This is a genomic window from Pseudodesulfovibrio thermohalotolerans (assembly GCF_021353295.2).
GTDB lineage: Bacteria > Desulfobacterota > Desulfovibrionia > Desulfovibrionales > Desulfovibrionaceae > Pseudodesulfovibrio > Pseudodesulfovibrio thermohalotolerans.
Genome location: NZ_CP120635.1, coordinates 46220 through 60270 on the forward strand (window position 1 = coordinate 46220; position 14051 = coordinate 60270).

At 57.4% G+C, this 14051-nt stretch carries 12 protein-coding genes and 1 pseudogene; 7 read left to right on the forward strand and 6 right to left on the reverse strand.

The annotated features are described in order from the left end of the window. Positions 1 to 39: 39 nt before the first annotated feature. The gene (locus LF599_RS00240; RefSeq protein ID WP_279521841.1) at positions 40 to 1053 is read right to left on the reverse strand and encodes a helix-turn-helix domain-containing protein; all 1014 of its coding nucleotides are present in this window, start codon (positions 1051 to 1053) and stop codon (positions 40 to 42) included. Between the two features lie 363 nt (positions 1054 to 1416). Then, positions 1417 to 1950: a hypothetical protein gene (locus tag LF599_RS00245; protein WP_279521842.1), complete on the reverse strand. Its 534-nt coding sequence runs from the start codon at positions 1948 to 1950 to the stop codon at positions 1417 to 1419. 169 nt (positions 1951 to 2119) lie between these two features. Here LF599_RS00245 and LF599_RS00250 point away from each other — a divergent pair, with 169 nt between their 5' ends. Beyond that, positions 2120 to 3085 carry a sensor histidine kinase gene (locus LF599_RS00250; protein WP_279521843.1) on the forward strand — a complete coding sequence of 322 codons (966 nt, stop codon included), beginning with the start codon at positions 2120 to 2122 and terminating at the stop codon, positions 3083 to 3085. An 83-nt stretch (positions 3086 to 3168) separates the two neighbouring features. On the opposite strand, the gene LF599_RS00255 is transcribed toward LF599_RS00250, so the two are convergent. Further along, the gene (locus LF599_RS00255; protein ID WP_279521844.1) at positions 3169 to 5085 is read right to left on the reverse strand and encodes a methyl-accepting chemotaxis protein; all 1917 of its coding nucleotides are present in this window, start codon (positions 5083 to 5085) and stop codon (positions 3169 to 3171) included. Positions 5086 to 5300: 215 nt separating this feature from the next. Here LF599_RS00255 and LF599_RS00260 point away from each other — a divergent pair. After that, a pseudogene (locus LF599_RS00260) lies at positions 5301 to 6356 on the forward strand (YifB family Mg chelatase-like AAA ATPase); the annotation flags it as partial. Positions 6357 to 6553: 197 nt separating this feature from the next. On the opposite strand, the gene LF599_RS00265 reads toward LF599_RS00260, so the two are convergent. Further along, the gene (locus LF599_RS00265) at positions 6554 to 7513 is read right to left on the reverse strand and encodes an integrase domain-containing protein (RefSeq protein WP_071545417.1); all 960 of its coding nucleotides are present in this window, start codon (positions 7511 to 7513) and stop codon (positions 6554 to 6556) included. Positions 7514 to 8328: 815 nt separating this feature from the next. On the opposite strand from LF599_RS00265, the gene LF599_RS00270 reads away from it, so the two are divergent. After that, a complete protein-coding gene (locus tag LF599_RS00270; protein WP_071545418.1) occupies positions 8329 to 8817 on the forward strand; it encodes a helix-turn-helix domain-containing protein in 489 nt (162 codons plus the stop codon). Beyond that, complete coding sequence (locus LF599_RS00275; protein ID WP_071545419.1) at positions 8814 to 9542, forward strand: DNA-methyltransferase; 729 nt, start codon at positions 8814 to 8816, stop codon at positions 9540 to 9542. The genes LF599_RS00270 and LF599_RS00275 overlap by 4 nt, the downstream gene beginning before the upstream one ends. Positions 9543 to 9698: 156 nt before the next feature. Here the strand turns inward: LF599_RS00275 and LF599_RS00280 are convergent, their stop codons facing one another. Beyond that, on the reverse strand, positions 9699 to 10760 hold the full coding sequence (locus LF599_RS00280; RefSeq protein WP_071545420.1) for a TOBE domain-containing protein: 1062 nt from the start codon (positions 10758 to 10760) through the stop codon (positions 9699 to 9701). A 188-nt stretch (positions 10761 to 10948) separates the two neighbouring features. On the opposite strand from LF599_RS00280, the gene LF599_RS00285 reads away from it, so the two are divergent. Then, the gene (locus LF599_RS00285; RefSeq protein ID WP_071545421.1) at positions 10949 to 11890 is read left to right on the forward strand and encodes a sulfite exporter TauE/SafE family protein; all 942 of its coding nucleotides are present in this window, start codon (positions 10949 to 10951) and stop codon (positions 11888 to 11890) included. A 378-nt stretch (positions 11891 to 12268) separates the two neighbouring features. Here LF599_RS00285 and LF599_RS00290 read toward each other — a convergent pair whose 3' ends face one another. Continuing rightward, entirely contained in the window at positions 12269 to 12589 is a 321-nt protein-coding gene (locus LF599_RS00290) for a DsrE family protein (RefSeq protein ID WP_242652933.1), read from the reverse strand. Between the two features lie 151 nt (positions 12590 to 12740). On the opposite strand from LF599_RS00290, the gene LF599_RS00295 reads away from it, so the two are divergent. Both LF599_RS00295 and LF599_RS00300 read left to right on the forward strand, forming a co-directional pair. Then, positions 12741 to 13028 (forward strand): ArsR/SmtB family transcription factor, encoded by a 288-nt coding sequence (locus tag LF599_RS00295; RefSeq protein ID WP_071545423.1) that lies wholly within the window; start codon positions 12741 to 12743, stop codon positions 13026 to 13028. Positions 13029 to 13236: 208 nt separating this feature from the next. After that, on the forward strand, positions 13237 to 13998 hold the full coding sequence (locus tag LF599_RS00300) for a sulfite exporter TauE/SafE family protein (RefSeq protein WP_071545424.1): 762 nt from the start codon (positions 13237 to 13239) through the stop codon (positions 13996 to 13998). Positions 13999 to 14051 lie beyond the last annotated feature (53 nt).

The following is a 14051-nucleotide window of genomic DNA, read 5'->3' on the forward strand; positions in this document are numbered from 1 at the left end:
CCGCGCCTGCGGACGGGACGGGAGCCCCGGTGGCGGGGCTCAGGCCTTGTCCTTCACCTGGCGGAAGAATTCCTGGAGAAATTCGGGGCTGGTCCGCGTGTGGTTCACGTCCAGCCGGTCCAGCAGGATCACGAGATTGCCGCGAGGCGTGGTGGTGGAGGTGAAATGGAGGGCGTGAGTGTCGCCGTCGGACGCGGTCACGGTGAATATCCAGGTGTTTTCCTTCCTGGTCCAGTTGGCGTCGGCTCCGTCGGTTTCGTCAACCAGGATGGAAAGGAATCCGGCCAGGGGGAGCCTGCCGGGAACGCCGAGGAATTCGCCCTGGTCGTTGCGGATGACAATGGGCGTGCCGAGGAAGGCGTCGGACGGGCGCTCGGGGGAGGGCTGGTCGTCCTGCTCCAGGGCGTAGGAGGCCACATCGCCTTCGGGGCCGCGCACGTTGACGATCTTGCGCGCCCGTATTTTCGGCTCCGGAGCGGACTGGGGTGCGGCCTCGGCCGTAGGTTCGGCCGCAGGTTCGGGGGCGGCTTCGGGCGCGTCGCCGGGAATTACGGGCGCGGCGGTCCGTTCGAGAATTCGGGAGAAGAAAGCCTTGTTTTCGGCCTCGATCTCAAGGAGCTTTTCCAGGGCGGTTTCGACTTTGCGCAGCCTGTGCTCGGCCTTGGCCTGGGCCGTGGCCAGTCCGGCCATGCCCTGCATCATCTGCCCGGCCGTGGCGAAGAAGCGTTCGAGATATTCCTGCGAGACGCCGGCCGAGAACGCGGCGGACTGCTCCGGGGCGGGGTCTGCGTTCCGGGCGCGGCGTTGCCGTGCGGGCCGGTCTTCCTTGAAGTGTTCCTTGAGGACCTTGTAGGTCTCGTTGACGGACATGCCCTTGGCGAAGCAGTCGCGGATCTTGAGGCAGATCTCGCCCGCCTCGGACTTGAAGCGGATGGGCTTGCCGCGCGTCAGCACCGGGATGAAGCCGGGGAACTTGCGCCGGTAGCTCTTGATGGTGGTTTCGGAGACGCCGCAGAGCGCGGCCAGATCCTTATGTGTATAAATATCTGCCATGATAGCTGTTCATCCTCGGGTTTGTGAGGGCGGTGTCCCTGGTGGCCAGGGCGAGACGCCGGGGCCGATTGCGGAACCGGGTGTCCCAGACGCAGGAAACCGTCTTCGGGCGTATGTTTTCGGTATGGGTGAGCGTGTGCGTTTCGCCAAGCCTGACAACCACTTTTCGGGGTGCGGAACCAAATGCGAGTCTGATCATCTGTCCTCCTTGTGTGGAAATCGGCACCAATCGTCACCCTTGTAAATAAAGGAAATTCAAGGAACGAAACTTACCGATATATTATCTAGAAAACATCTAGACGTCAAGGCGGGCAAGCTCTGTGGACCGCGCTTTGGCCCTGTGCGGCCGAGTCTCGGGCACGATCAATTGGTCTTGAAGGAGATGTTGGCCACCTCGCTTTTCTTTACCTCGGTCAGCTTGCGTTCATACCGGTCGTCCAGGACATAGAAGGCATAGGTGCCGGGCTGTTCGCTGCCCAGGTATAGGTTGGCGTCCTCGAATGCCCACTCCTTGCCCCGGTTATTGGTGATGGTAAAGGTGTGCGGGTCTTTGAAGACGATGGACTGCCAGCTCATGAGGTCCCGGAAGCGGGTCAGGCTGATGACTGTGGAGGAGCGGCCGTTGAGCTTGCCGGAGATGTATATCCAGTAGTTGCCCAACTTTTCCAGCCCGTCGATTACAAGGGTGGAGCCGTTGGTCAGTTGGATTTGGCCGATCGGGCCTTCCGGGATGGTTTCGGTGATGGCGAGCGAGGAGACGGGCTGCCCGTTCGACGGGGCGGCGGATTCCCGGGCGGCCGGGGCCTCGTCGGGAACGGGAAGTTGCGCGGCTTCGTCTTTCGAGGAGCAGGCCGTCAGGGCCAGCGCGAGCATCAGGGCAAGCAGCAGGGTTCGCATGTGTCCTCCATGGGGGTTTTTGCCCTTCGGTTTTAGCAGGGAACGAGCCGGGAATCCAGGGTTGTATGCGCGTCCGGCCTGTTGGAAAGGACGCGGTTGCATGGTGTCGGGACGTGAGTGGGATGGGGCGGCCTGTCGCTGCGGGATGTCCTGTGCTAGGTGATATGCTATGAGAGAAGGAAGCCATGTTCGGGAGATATGTTTTTATGCGGTGGTGCTCTTCGGAAGCACCTGGCTGCTTATGCGTATGGACGCTTACGAGTCCCTGCACGAGTGGAGCCGTGCGCATGAACACTGGGAGCTGGATGAACTGGCTCTGACCCTGTTCGGCATCCTGATCTGCCTCGCGCTTTTCGCCTTCAACAGGGTTCGCGATTTGAAAAAAGGGGCTGCGCTGCTGGAGGATTCACGCCGGGACCTGGCCAAGGCCCATGAGGAATTGCGCGTCCTGCACCAGTCCAGGGAGACCTTCCTGACCACTGCCTGTCATGAGTTGAAGAGCCCGCTGGTCGGCATCGTGAACGCCCTGGAGCTCATGCAGTTGTCCGGGGACGACGACGAGCGCAGTGAACTGATCGAGCTGACCTGGATGGCGGCCAGGAAGTTGGGCGTTTTGGTGGACGGCGTACTTGAATTTTCCCGTCAGGAGTCCCTGTCTCTGTCCCGTGGCGTGTTCTCCCCGGCCGAACTGATCGAGTCCGTCCGGGATATGTCCCGGCTTCAGGCCAGGAGCGAAGGGCTCTCCGTGTCAGCTCAAGTGGCCGAGGGCACGCCCGCCCTGGTGTACGGGAGCGAGTCGGTTCTGCGGCTGGTGGCCCTGAATCTGGTGGGAAACGCCGTGCGCTACACCGAGCGGAGCGGTGTCCGCATCGAACTTGGCTACGACCACGAATCCGGCGGGGAACTGGTCCTGACCGTGTCGGATACGGGCCGGGGCATCCCGGTCGACGAGCTGGAGACCATCTTCGAGCCCTATGAAACGGGCTCCGGCGGCGGCAACGGGTTCGGATTGGGGCTGTCTATAGTCAAGCGCAGCGTGGAGCGCATTCAGGGGACCGTTTCCGTGGACAGTACGCCCGGCAAGGGGTCGCGGTTCACGGTCAGGCTTCCGGCCGCCGAGGCCGAACATCCCTGACCGCCTGGTGCGGTCCGCCGGGAAAATGCAATCGGCCCCCGCGCGATGGTTCGCGCGGGGGCCGGTTGCGTATCGAAAGGGGATCAGTAGCGTTTGAGGCCGTCTTCCTCGCCCAGGTTGAAGCGGCCGATGGCCTCGTGCAGGGAGCGGGAGCCCTCGGACAGGCTGGCGGCCGTGGCCGCGACCTCCTCGGCTGTGGAGGCGTTCTGCTGGACCACGGATTCCGACTCCTGGATGGCCTTGGAAACCTGCGCGATGCCCTGGCTTTGTTCGCTGGCGGCGGCGGAGATTTCCTGGATCAGCTCGGCCGTGTGCTGAATGTCCGGGACCATGCGCTTGAGCAGTTCTCCGGCTTCCTCGGCCACGGCCACGCTGCTGGACGACAGCTCGCTGATGCCTGCCGCGGCCGTGCCGCTGCGTTCGGCCAGTTTGCGCACCTCGGCCGCGACCACGGCGAATCCCTTGCCCGCCTCTCCGGCTCGGGCCGCCTCGATGGCCGCGTTGAGCGCCAGCAGGTTGGTTTGGCGCGCGATTTCCTCGATGATGCCGATTTCGTCGGCGATCTTGCGCATGGCGGACACGGTGCGGGCCACGGCCTCGCCACCCGTCTCGGCGTCTGCCGAAGCCTTGGAGGCGGTCACTTCGGTCCTGTGGGCGATGTCGGCGGTCTGCTGGACGCTGCCGGACATCTCCTCCAGGCTGGCGGCGATCTCCTCGATGCCCGCGGCCTGCTGGTTTGCGCCCTTGGAAAGACTGTCGCTGGCCAGGGAAAGTTCCGAGCATCCCTCGGCCACTTCGCCGGAGATATCCCGTATGTCGCGGATGGTGTTCGCGAGGGTCGCGTTCATTTCACACATGGCCGACAGGATGATGCCCATCTCGTCGCTGCGCATTTCGCAGGCCTGGCTTCGCAGGTCGCCCCGGGCGATGTCCGAGGCCAGGTCGGCGCATTGGATGATGGGCCGCTTCACGGACCGTTCCACCACCCAGAAGATGATGACGATGGGCACGACCACCACGATGAGCAGGCCCACCCCGACGAGCCACGCCACGGCGGACATCATGGCCTGCTGGTCCGTGATGTCCATGGACAGGAGGATCACGCCGATGGCGTCGCCCCGGTAGTCCTTGACCGGAAACACGGCCACTCCGTCATGCCCCTCGACCTCCACCAGGGCGGACTGCATCCCTCGGTCCAGGAGGTCGGTACCGGCCAAGGCCCGCGCCGATTCGTTCTTCTGGCCGTAGATGAGCACGAACTTGCCGTCCTTGACCGGGTTCTTGGCCGGGTCCCGCAGTCTGGTGGTCACCGGAAGCAGCTTGGCGTCCATGTAGAGCAGGGCCTTGACGGCTCCGGCGGACTCCATGGTCTTGAGGATGTTGTCGAACCCGAGCAGCACTTCCACGGACCCGAGGTGTGCTCCGTCCGTCCCGGTGACCGGCGTGAGACCTCGGATGGTGAAGCCGCCCCGGCCCGGCTCTATGCCCAGGACCGGCTTGCGGGTCTTGTTCACGTCGATGACCGTGTTGCGGAATCCGGACAGGTCGTCGGAAATGTCCACCCACTCGCCGCCCTTTTTGGCCTGTTTCTCGCGCCAGGTGCGCAGCAGGCTTCGGGCCGTGGGCAAATGGAAATGGAGCTGGAAGCTCCGGCCGATGTTTTCCTTGTATCCCGCGAGCACGGGCGCGAGGGATGCGCGCAGTCGTTCTCTGGCCTCCTGGAGCATGGGGTCGGCTTCATCGTCCATGTTTCCCCGGTTGGCCAGGGCGTATGCCTCGACCACTTCGGGCATTCGGCTGAACAGGGCCGCCTGTTGCAGGGCGCTTTCGGAAATTTGTGTGATGGACTGGCGGACGTCCTCGATTTTTCCCCGCAGAATCAGGGTCACAAAGGAGTTCTCCAGATCGGCGAACTGTGACTTGAGGACCAGATACCCGCCTACGAGCATAACCAGGGCCATGCCCAGCAGGGGCAGAAAAAGTTTGGCGCGGATACCCATCGGAGCTCCTTGGTGAATCGTTTAATCGTGTCGGACTCGTTCATTTTTGGTGCAGCCGGATGCAATGGGCAATTATTTTTCCGTCGGACGAAATCTTTCGGCCATGCGCTCCGCGCGGCAACGGGAGTGCGGACGCCCGGAAGGACCGACCGGACCTTTACAGCAAACCGCTTTTGTACTAGCCGTATTCAATTATCTGTAATCACGAGGCTTTCATGATCGCCACCATCTCCTGCGCCGCCCTCATGGGCATCGATGCCTTCAAGGTCCAGCTCGAAGTCGATTTTTCCCGCTCCGGGATGCCCTGTTTCACCATGGTCGGCCTGGCCGAAGGGGCCGTGCGCGAGTCCAAGGAACGGGTTTTTTCCGCTTTGAAAAACTGCGGCTTCAAGGTGCCGCCCGCACGGATCGTCGTGAATCTGGCTCCGGCGGATGTGCGCAAGGAGGGGAGCGGCTACGATCTGCCGCTGGCCGTGGGCATTCTCTGCGCCATGGGCGTTCTCGAACAACAGGCTGTGGACGGCTGGTTCATGGCCGGGGAACTTTCCCTGAGCGGAGAGCTCAAGTCCGTGCCGGGCGTCCTGCCCCTGGCCCTGGCCGCGCGCAAGGAAGGCGGGCGGGGCATCATCGTGCCGGAGGCCAACGGCCGCGAGGGCGCGGTGGCGGGGGACCTGTCGGTTATCGGGGCCGTCGACCTGGGGCAGGTGGTGCGGATGCTTCTTGGCGAGGAGATCATTGAGCCCGCCAAGGTGGACATCGACACCCTCTGGAACGAGCGGTCCCGGCACCTGAACGACTTCGGCGAGGTCAAGGGCCAGGAACACGCCAAGCGGGCCATCGAGATCGCGGCGGCGGGCGGGCACAACATGCTTTTCATCGGCCCGCCCGGCTCGGGCAAGACCATGCTCGCCAAGCGCATTCCCACTGTGCTCCCGCCTCTCGGATTCGAGGAGGCCTTGGAGGTGACCAAGATATACTCCGTGGCCGGGCTGCTCCCGGCGGACCGGGCACTCATGGTAACCCGGCCGTTTCGCACCCCGCATCACACCATTTCGGACGTCGGCCTGGTGGGCGGCGGCCGCTATCCCCAGCCCGGCGAGACCTCGCTGGCGCACAGGGGCGTGCTTTTCCTCGACGAGATGCCCGAATTCAAGAAGTCCGTGCTTGAGGTCCTGCGCCAGCCGTTGGAGGACGGTGAAGTGTCCATCTCCCGCTCGCTCATGACCCTCAAGTACCCGGCGGACGTCATGCTCGTGGCCGCAATGAATCCCTAATTATATTTTCTTTTGGCCAACATAAAATTTCCCATGGCGAGGCGCTAAATTTGCTCCAGATGTAGTTTTATAAACCCCTATTTTATTTTTCCTTTCCTTACCTAGTTGTAACCGAGTACAGTATTAGCCGCACTCCATGCGTGAGCAAAGCCTCACGCCCGAAAGAAACCCCGCCGGAAATGGCGGGGTTTCTTCTAACGGGAACTGCCAAGATAGGCGTTCGATACGTCCCGACGGCCAGGCGAATGCCCCGCCGCCACTTCGATGTTGTCGCGTGCTTCGTCGTCGAGCCGGGGCCAGTCGTCCCCGGCCGTGGCCTGGGCGGCTTCGTGGAATGCCTGAACGCTATCGTACTGGTTCGGCGGTTCGAAGCCCGTATGGTCCACATACATCTGTCGAAAGCGTTCGTGACGCAGGCCATGCAGGGTACCCCCGGCATCCTTGCCCGTCAGGCCGTGCTTTCTGGCTGCATAATCCAGCCGATGCAGCCATTCGTCGCCCATGCCTTCGGGCATGAGATTGTTGATGCCCTTTCGGTCGGAAGGGGACACGTATTCTTCGGCCCGCTTAAGGGCCGCTTCCTGTTGCCGGGACAAGCCGTACAGGGTTCGGGGCCTGCCGCCCTTGGTCCCATACTGAACGAGAAGGCTATGGTTTTCCCGGTCCCAGTCGTTAGGCAAGTCCAGCTTGGCTGATTCTTCCCGGCGCAATCCCACGTTGTACATCAGGTCGATCTGCGCCGCCGCCCGACCCGCGTGCGGATACGACTTGTCGTTCCGCATGCGGGTCAGGGTGCCTTGGAAGACATCCGCGGCGACCGCACGGGACATCGCATTGGCGATGGACCCGCGCTTGACCCCGAAGGTCGCGTTGCTTTCGCTGATCTGATCGTTTCCGTAAGCGCGGCAGATGTGGCGTGCCGCGGTGAAGACTTCGGCAATCCTGCCGTCGCCCACACCGTCCGCACGCATGGCATCCGCCACGCGCTGGAAATGCTTGTTGGATACATTGGTCCACTTTTCAATCCCCATGTTCGCCTGGCGCAAAACATCGACGAAATGGCGGGCAGTCTGGCGGATTCGGTGTTGTTTCGTTTTTTGCCCGGACAAGGTTGCCCGGTTCACCGCAAACTTAAGGCTGTCGGATTTTCCCATTGGAATTCTCCTTCCGTTAAAGGTTCGGGGCAGCGCCCCGGGGCCAAGCAGATCGGACTTTTCCCGTTATCCGGGAAAGACCTGCCTGTGGCGGTAAACCCGCCACGCATCACCAGCTAAGGGAAGAATGAATGCCCGTTTCCCATTGGAAGAAGATTCCGGAAGACCCAGTCAATAAGGGGTGCTGCCCCGCAAGCGCGTACGTCTTGCGGACTTAATGGCAGCCGTAGGGGAAGTGCGGCAATGACAAGCGTAGATACTTGCCATTCCACTATCGGCGGGTGCTGCGTTACAGCCTGCGTGTTTGGATTTGGAAATGGCCGTTTGTTTGGAAAACGGCGCGTGGATCGTTGAAGCACAAGGCTTCTTCATGCGTCATCAGTTTAGACTTCGTCAAAACTTATGAACGCGCCTGATCGCGTTTTACCTCCTTCTGGTGACCGATTTATCCTGTGGATATGCCCAACCATATGACGCCCCTCAACCCTCGCGCAAGCTCCGACGGCACGATTTCTTCCCCTCCCGCCGATTATCCGCGAGCGTGGCGCAAGCAGCCGCCGGGGCAAGGCCAAGCCCTACGGGCGGACGCTTCGCGGTCCGGCCTTGCCCCGACGACTTTACTTGCGTCGTGATTACCGCAGGCGACGGCGAGAGGGATGGCGGGTTCGACTCCGGCTCAAGGGATATCCTCAGGTCCCTGCTCACGCATCCACCCCAAAAAAGCAACAAATCCCTTGCTACTGATTATCAACTTATTTATTAACAGCGTTAAGCAACTAGTTGCTTAACGCTGTTAATAAGGTGGTTGATTAACCATGGCCGAAGATGACGACGTTGACCTCACCCCTGTGAAGACCCCGGAACAATTGTTGAAAGAAGAAGTCGGGCTTTATCTGAAGATTGTCCGGGAGAATCGGCACAAACCCCTCAGATGGGTCGCCCAGAAATTGGGGTGCTCCAGCTCGTTCATATCCCAGATCGAAAAGGGGGACGCTTCGATTCCACTGGATCGGGTACTCGACTTCTCCCTTGCCTATGATCTTCCTGTTCCGGAGTTCGTTCGAATCGTTCTCGTCACCATGCACAACGACACATATCGGGCGTTGATGAGCATACTGGAGAATGACCCGGAAATGGCTAATGCCGCCAACAGTTGCCACACGATTGCAAATCCCAAAGAACGAGCCAAGCGTCGCAAAATTCTCAATCCGGGACTGAGCTCAAAATCGCTTGATCGAATGCGGGAATTTATCTTGGAGAACCAAAAACCAACATATGGGAAACCGGTGGCAGGTGACTCATGATAGATTTACGGAAACAAGACCATCTTGGGGTAACCTCTTCGTCTAAGGACGGCGACATTCACAACAAGGACGCGTTCCTTTTTTTGGGGAATTGTCCTGCCCACAGGTACGAGGCCATAATCACCGACCCACCTTACGAGATCGGTATTGCCGGCAAGGATTGGGATTGCAAAAAGCTACGGATCGACGTTCTGGCCTATCAATTCCATCGCGTTCTGAAACCTGGCGGCAATGTCTTTGTGTTCTGCTCGGATTTCCAATTCGGCGATTGGTATCGTGAGCTTTCCCGCTATTTTACCAGGTTGCGCAAGTATGCTTGGTGCAAACCGGATTCGCGAGGCACCAACAAGGGGATGTTCCAGGAAAGCTTCGAACTTGGGCTACATGTGTGCTCAGAAAATGCATACTTCGACATGGAAGACCGCTATAAAAATTATGTGGTCGCTGGAAAAACATCAGGGAATGAACGGATGATGCCTGACCCAGACGAGGAATGGTCAACCAAGAAGGGCGAAAAAACCCTTCACCCAACTCAAAAAAAATTGTCGGTAATTGAGACTCTGGTTACCGCATTGAGCAAAAAGGGCGACACCATTCTTGATCCCTTTGCCGGCACCGGAACGCTTGGGGTCGCAGCCAAAAATTTGGGCAGAAAATTCGAGATGGTCGAGTACGGCTTCCGAAACCACATTGCGGCATGGGACAGGATTCTAGGGGAAGAGTGAGTCCCTTTTGTCTTTACCCGCAAATGCCAATTCAACGTGCGGCGCAACGTGTCTTAAGAGTCCAGTTTATTTTAAGCAGACTTCAAGGGGTGGCTCCCAGAAAAGCCCTTGTAGTCTTGTATAATACAAATCGAGAAAACCAGCGGGAGGAGGTCATCAGTCAACGTGAAGCACCACGGCGGAACAATTAAACAATGCCCATGCACAGTCTCCAACATTTAATTCAAAGGGTGAGCTTGGGGAGGAAGTGACAAGGGCGCATATTTCAGTTGTTTCAGAAATCTTGACGATAAATTCCGTGTTGACCTCTCCATTGGTTATTCTGGTCACCACTCCCCTGAGTCTGTTTTCCGTGCTGCATTTCGGAGATGCTTCACCGCCATGCAAGATTACCAACGGAGCCTTTACCTCGGCTGTGATCAATCTGCCTAAGCTCAAGCCAAGCCGCTCCAAACTGTCATTCGTGATTACGGTGATGATGGAGTTTCCTTCTAGGGTTTCCATAACGACGCGTGTTTGTATGTCGCCCCTCAATATTTCTGACACTTTTCCAAAAAAACTATTTCGTGCGCTTGTTTTGCGGCCGGATTCCTTTTCCAGAAAACGCTGAGCAACAGCTTGAATTTCATCCTTGGAGAACGCGACATAGGACGAGGTGAGATTGGGGGTGGAGTGCCCCAGCATCATCTGCACAGCGGGCAAGGGGATGTTGCTTTGCATCAACTCCACGCCTCTCGCCTTGCGGATGGCTTCCGGACCGCCCAGCCGCTTTGGAAACCCACATTCCAAAGCCCGTTCATAAAATTTGCGCCGAACAAAACCAGGGTCCAAATCAAGCAGTCTTTCCGACTCCTTGTGAGATTTCAAGGTGTCGATCTTCCCCCTGATCTCGTCGGCAAGAGATTGTGAAATATGAACTTCCCTCGGTTCCGCATTCTCATTCCCATTCGAACGAAAAATCACCAGATGGCGAGCCCAATCGAGATCGGTATGTATGTTGATCGATAATACTTCGCTCAACTTTGCGCCCGTATACCTGACCAAAAGGAAAATGAGCAAAACGCTTAGTCTGGACAAACGAACATCGTCGCGTTTTGGTTTTTCAGCCCATTCCCGGAAAGAATCCTCTAATCGATTAAGTTGGGAGTGACTCAGGCACTCCTCGCCTTCCGCAATAGAGAGAATCCGTCCATCATCACTTCGGTTGAAACCTGTCATTGCTATGAACCTTTGATTGCTGAGAGTTGCTGCTTGCCCCCGAAAATACCATGTCATCTTGAAGAAAGCCCGGCGATAATCATTCGACCTCGCTCACATTGGTATTGACTTGTCGAAGTTTTACTGTCACGAATATAAATACTTTCGTGACTGTTGACAAATGTTTTCACAAAAAGGCGGTCGATTCCATGTATTTCCAAACTGCTGATATCGAAGTCGCGCTCTGGATTCCACCTTTTGTGGCGTTCGTCATTTCTTTTTTCACCTCAATGGGCGGCGTTTCCGGTGCCTTTCTGCTCTTGCCGTTTCAGATGTCCTTCATCGGGTATACGAATCCATCGGTCAGCGCCACCAACCAGGTGTTCAATGTCGTTGCCATCCCAAGCGGAGTATATCGTTACTGGCGCGAGGAACGAATGGTGTGGCCGCTGACGTGGATTGTTGTCTTCGGCACGCTGCCAGGCGTCTTTATCGGCGCCATGGTAAGGGTGCTCTATTTGCCGGATCCGAAACATTTCAAACTGTTTGCCGCCTGTGTGCTCTTTTATATCGGGTTTAAAATGGTGAGGGACGTGCTGGGGAACTCAAATGGTGGGAACAAGAAAAAAAGCGAAGCACGCTTTCGGGAAATGGTCAAACGTAATACCAGTCCTGGGGGGGCGGCAGCCTCGCCCGCCACGACAGTCACTTGTTTCAATCTAAAGCGACTGGGGTTCACGTTCTACGGAGATGCCTATAATGTTTCATTCTGGGGAATTTTGCTTCTCAGTTTCATTGTCGGCATAGTAGGGGGAATCTACGGGATAGGGGGAGGATCAATAATTGCCCCGTTTTTTATAACTTTTTTCGAACTTCCCGTCTATGTCGTCGCAGGGGCCGCACTGATGGGTACTTTTGTCACATCAGTGGCTGGCGTCGTTTTTTATCAGGCCATCGCCCCATTCTATCCGAATCTTTCCGTGGCCCCCGACTGGCTGTTGGGAATTCTTTTCGGAGTAGGTGGAATGGCGGGAATGTATCTTGGGGCTCGATGTCAAAAGTTTGTGTCAGCCAAGGCCATCAAGTGGATGCTGGCGGGTGTCATGGTGTTTACTGCAATCAAATACATCCTTAATTTCTTTGAATATTGAAGAACAGCAGCCGACAATCCGCTCCCCTTCAGGAGGCGATGCTATGTGTACGAAGAGAGATATTGAAGACATTCTCAAGCAAATTGGAGAAAGCCACGATCCCGATCATATTCGGCGACTCCTTGAAGAGATTAATGCATGCAGCAAATGTCCGGAGAATCTTCAGTACCAGGATGACCAGGATTCAGTTTGCCGTTGTCGTCTAAATTTTCATATTGAACTCAAGAATCACATCTATGCGATTACAAACAAAAAATAGTGTATCCTTTTTGGCAGAGGGTCTTGCGGTTGCGTGCCCACCTCATTTGCAAATGTGATCGACAATGTTTCTCCGAAGACGTGGAAGGCACCTTTCCCAAGGTGCCTGCCACGTATCATCTAGTAGTTGAGAATCCTGTCCGCCTTGATCATTTCCGCATACAGGAATTTCATGCTGGACAACTTGACGTATTCGCTTTCATCCACCCCGTGGATGCTCAGGCACTTCCCTCAGGCTACCAGCACGCCCTCGCTCAGGGCGAACATCTTCGCCTGTTCGGCGATCGGGAATGCTTCCGAATCGCCCGCATACAAATCAACGGCACCGGCGTTCAGGAACAACGTGACGTCCTCGCCCTCGTTCAACAGGAAGTTACCGAAACGGACAGCGTTCCATTTCACTTCCGGGTCGTTGCTGGAAAGAATGATCAAGACCTGCATAGAGGCTCCTTCTATTTGACATTGCCTAAGCATAGATTATTTCCATGCGAAGTTGAACAAAAACCTCGGCAAGGCCATTGTTGGAAATGGGGGACTTTACGCCATTTTTAAATAAGTATATGCATAGACTCTTAAACAGATCGAGGTACGTATGGTCAATTATGAGAAACAAGCCAGAATATTCAAAGTCCTCTCGGTCGACACCCGCATCCGGATGCTGGAGTTGCTGAAAGGCGGGCCTTTGTGCGTGAACGCCTTGTCAAAAAGGTTGGGCATCACTCCGTCGGCTGTGTCCCAGAACCTGCGCATCCTGAGGGATGCGGACCTCGTGGTCGCGGACAAGCAGGGCTATTTCGTGCATTACGGGATTAACCGGCAGACCATGACGGAATTGCGGTCCCTCGCGAACGGGGTGTTCAGCATGCCAAATTTGTTGTGAAATGGTATGAATAGACAACCTGTGGAGAAACCCGCAACTCGTGCCGAAAGATTGCCTGGGGAGCAATTCGGTCGGTACGGCAGAAATGCCGAAGCGGTCGCGATGCGACTTTTTCCGATCAACAGATTGAAACGGTACACCATCTAGGTGGGCACGAGTCCCCGACCTGCCGCAAACAATCACCTGAACACATCGTCAAGGATCGCATATGACTGTTCCCGTTGTCCTGCTTGCGAGCATATTTCTCATCTCACTCCTACTGACCATGGTCGGCCTCGGCGGCGGGCTTGTCTTCTCGCCGCTGTTCGTGCTCCTGGGTATGGCGAAAGCCCAGGCGGCTGCGGCATCCTTGTTCCTGAACCTCACGGCGGCGGGGTCGGCGGCGTACGCCTATTCGCGAAAGGGGATGGTCGATTTCTCCCTTTCGATCCCGCTGATCCTATTTTCCGCAGCGGCCGCGCCGCTCGGCGCTTACCTGAACACCCGAATCGAGACGAAACCGTTCCTGATGATCATGGCCGTCATTCTCTTTCTGGCGGCGATACGCATGCTATTTTCACCCAAAGGCGACAACCGAACGGTTGAACGGGCAAAAGCAACAAAAATCATCGGCGGGGCGACCATCGGCGCGGTCACCGGCTTGATGGCCGGGCTGCTTGGAGTCGGCGGCGGGGTTTTCATCGTTCCCCTGCTGATCTTCGCCCTGAAGACGCCGACCAAGACCGCTGCCGCTTCATCCACCTTCATCGTCTGCTTCTCCTCGCTCACCGGGTTCATGGGATACGCTTCCATGGGGGAGGTCGATTGGTATTTCCTTTTGCCTGCGGCGGTGGTCGCCTTTATCGCCGGTCAGGCCGGGGCGCGGCTCATGAATGCCCGGCTGACGGGCCGGACGGTCAGGCTGCTGTTTAGCCTGCTCCTGTTCGGGTTGTGCGCCAAACTGTTGCATCAGTGGTTTTCGGGGGTTTGATGAATACGGTAAAGAGCAGATTGAAACAAGAATTAGTTCGGGGGGGGGCCATC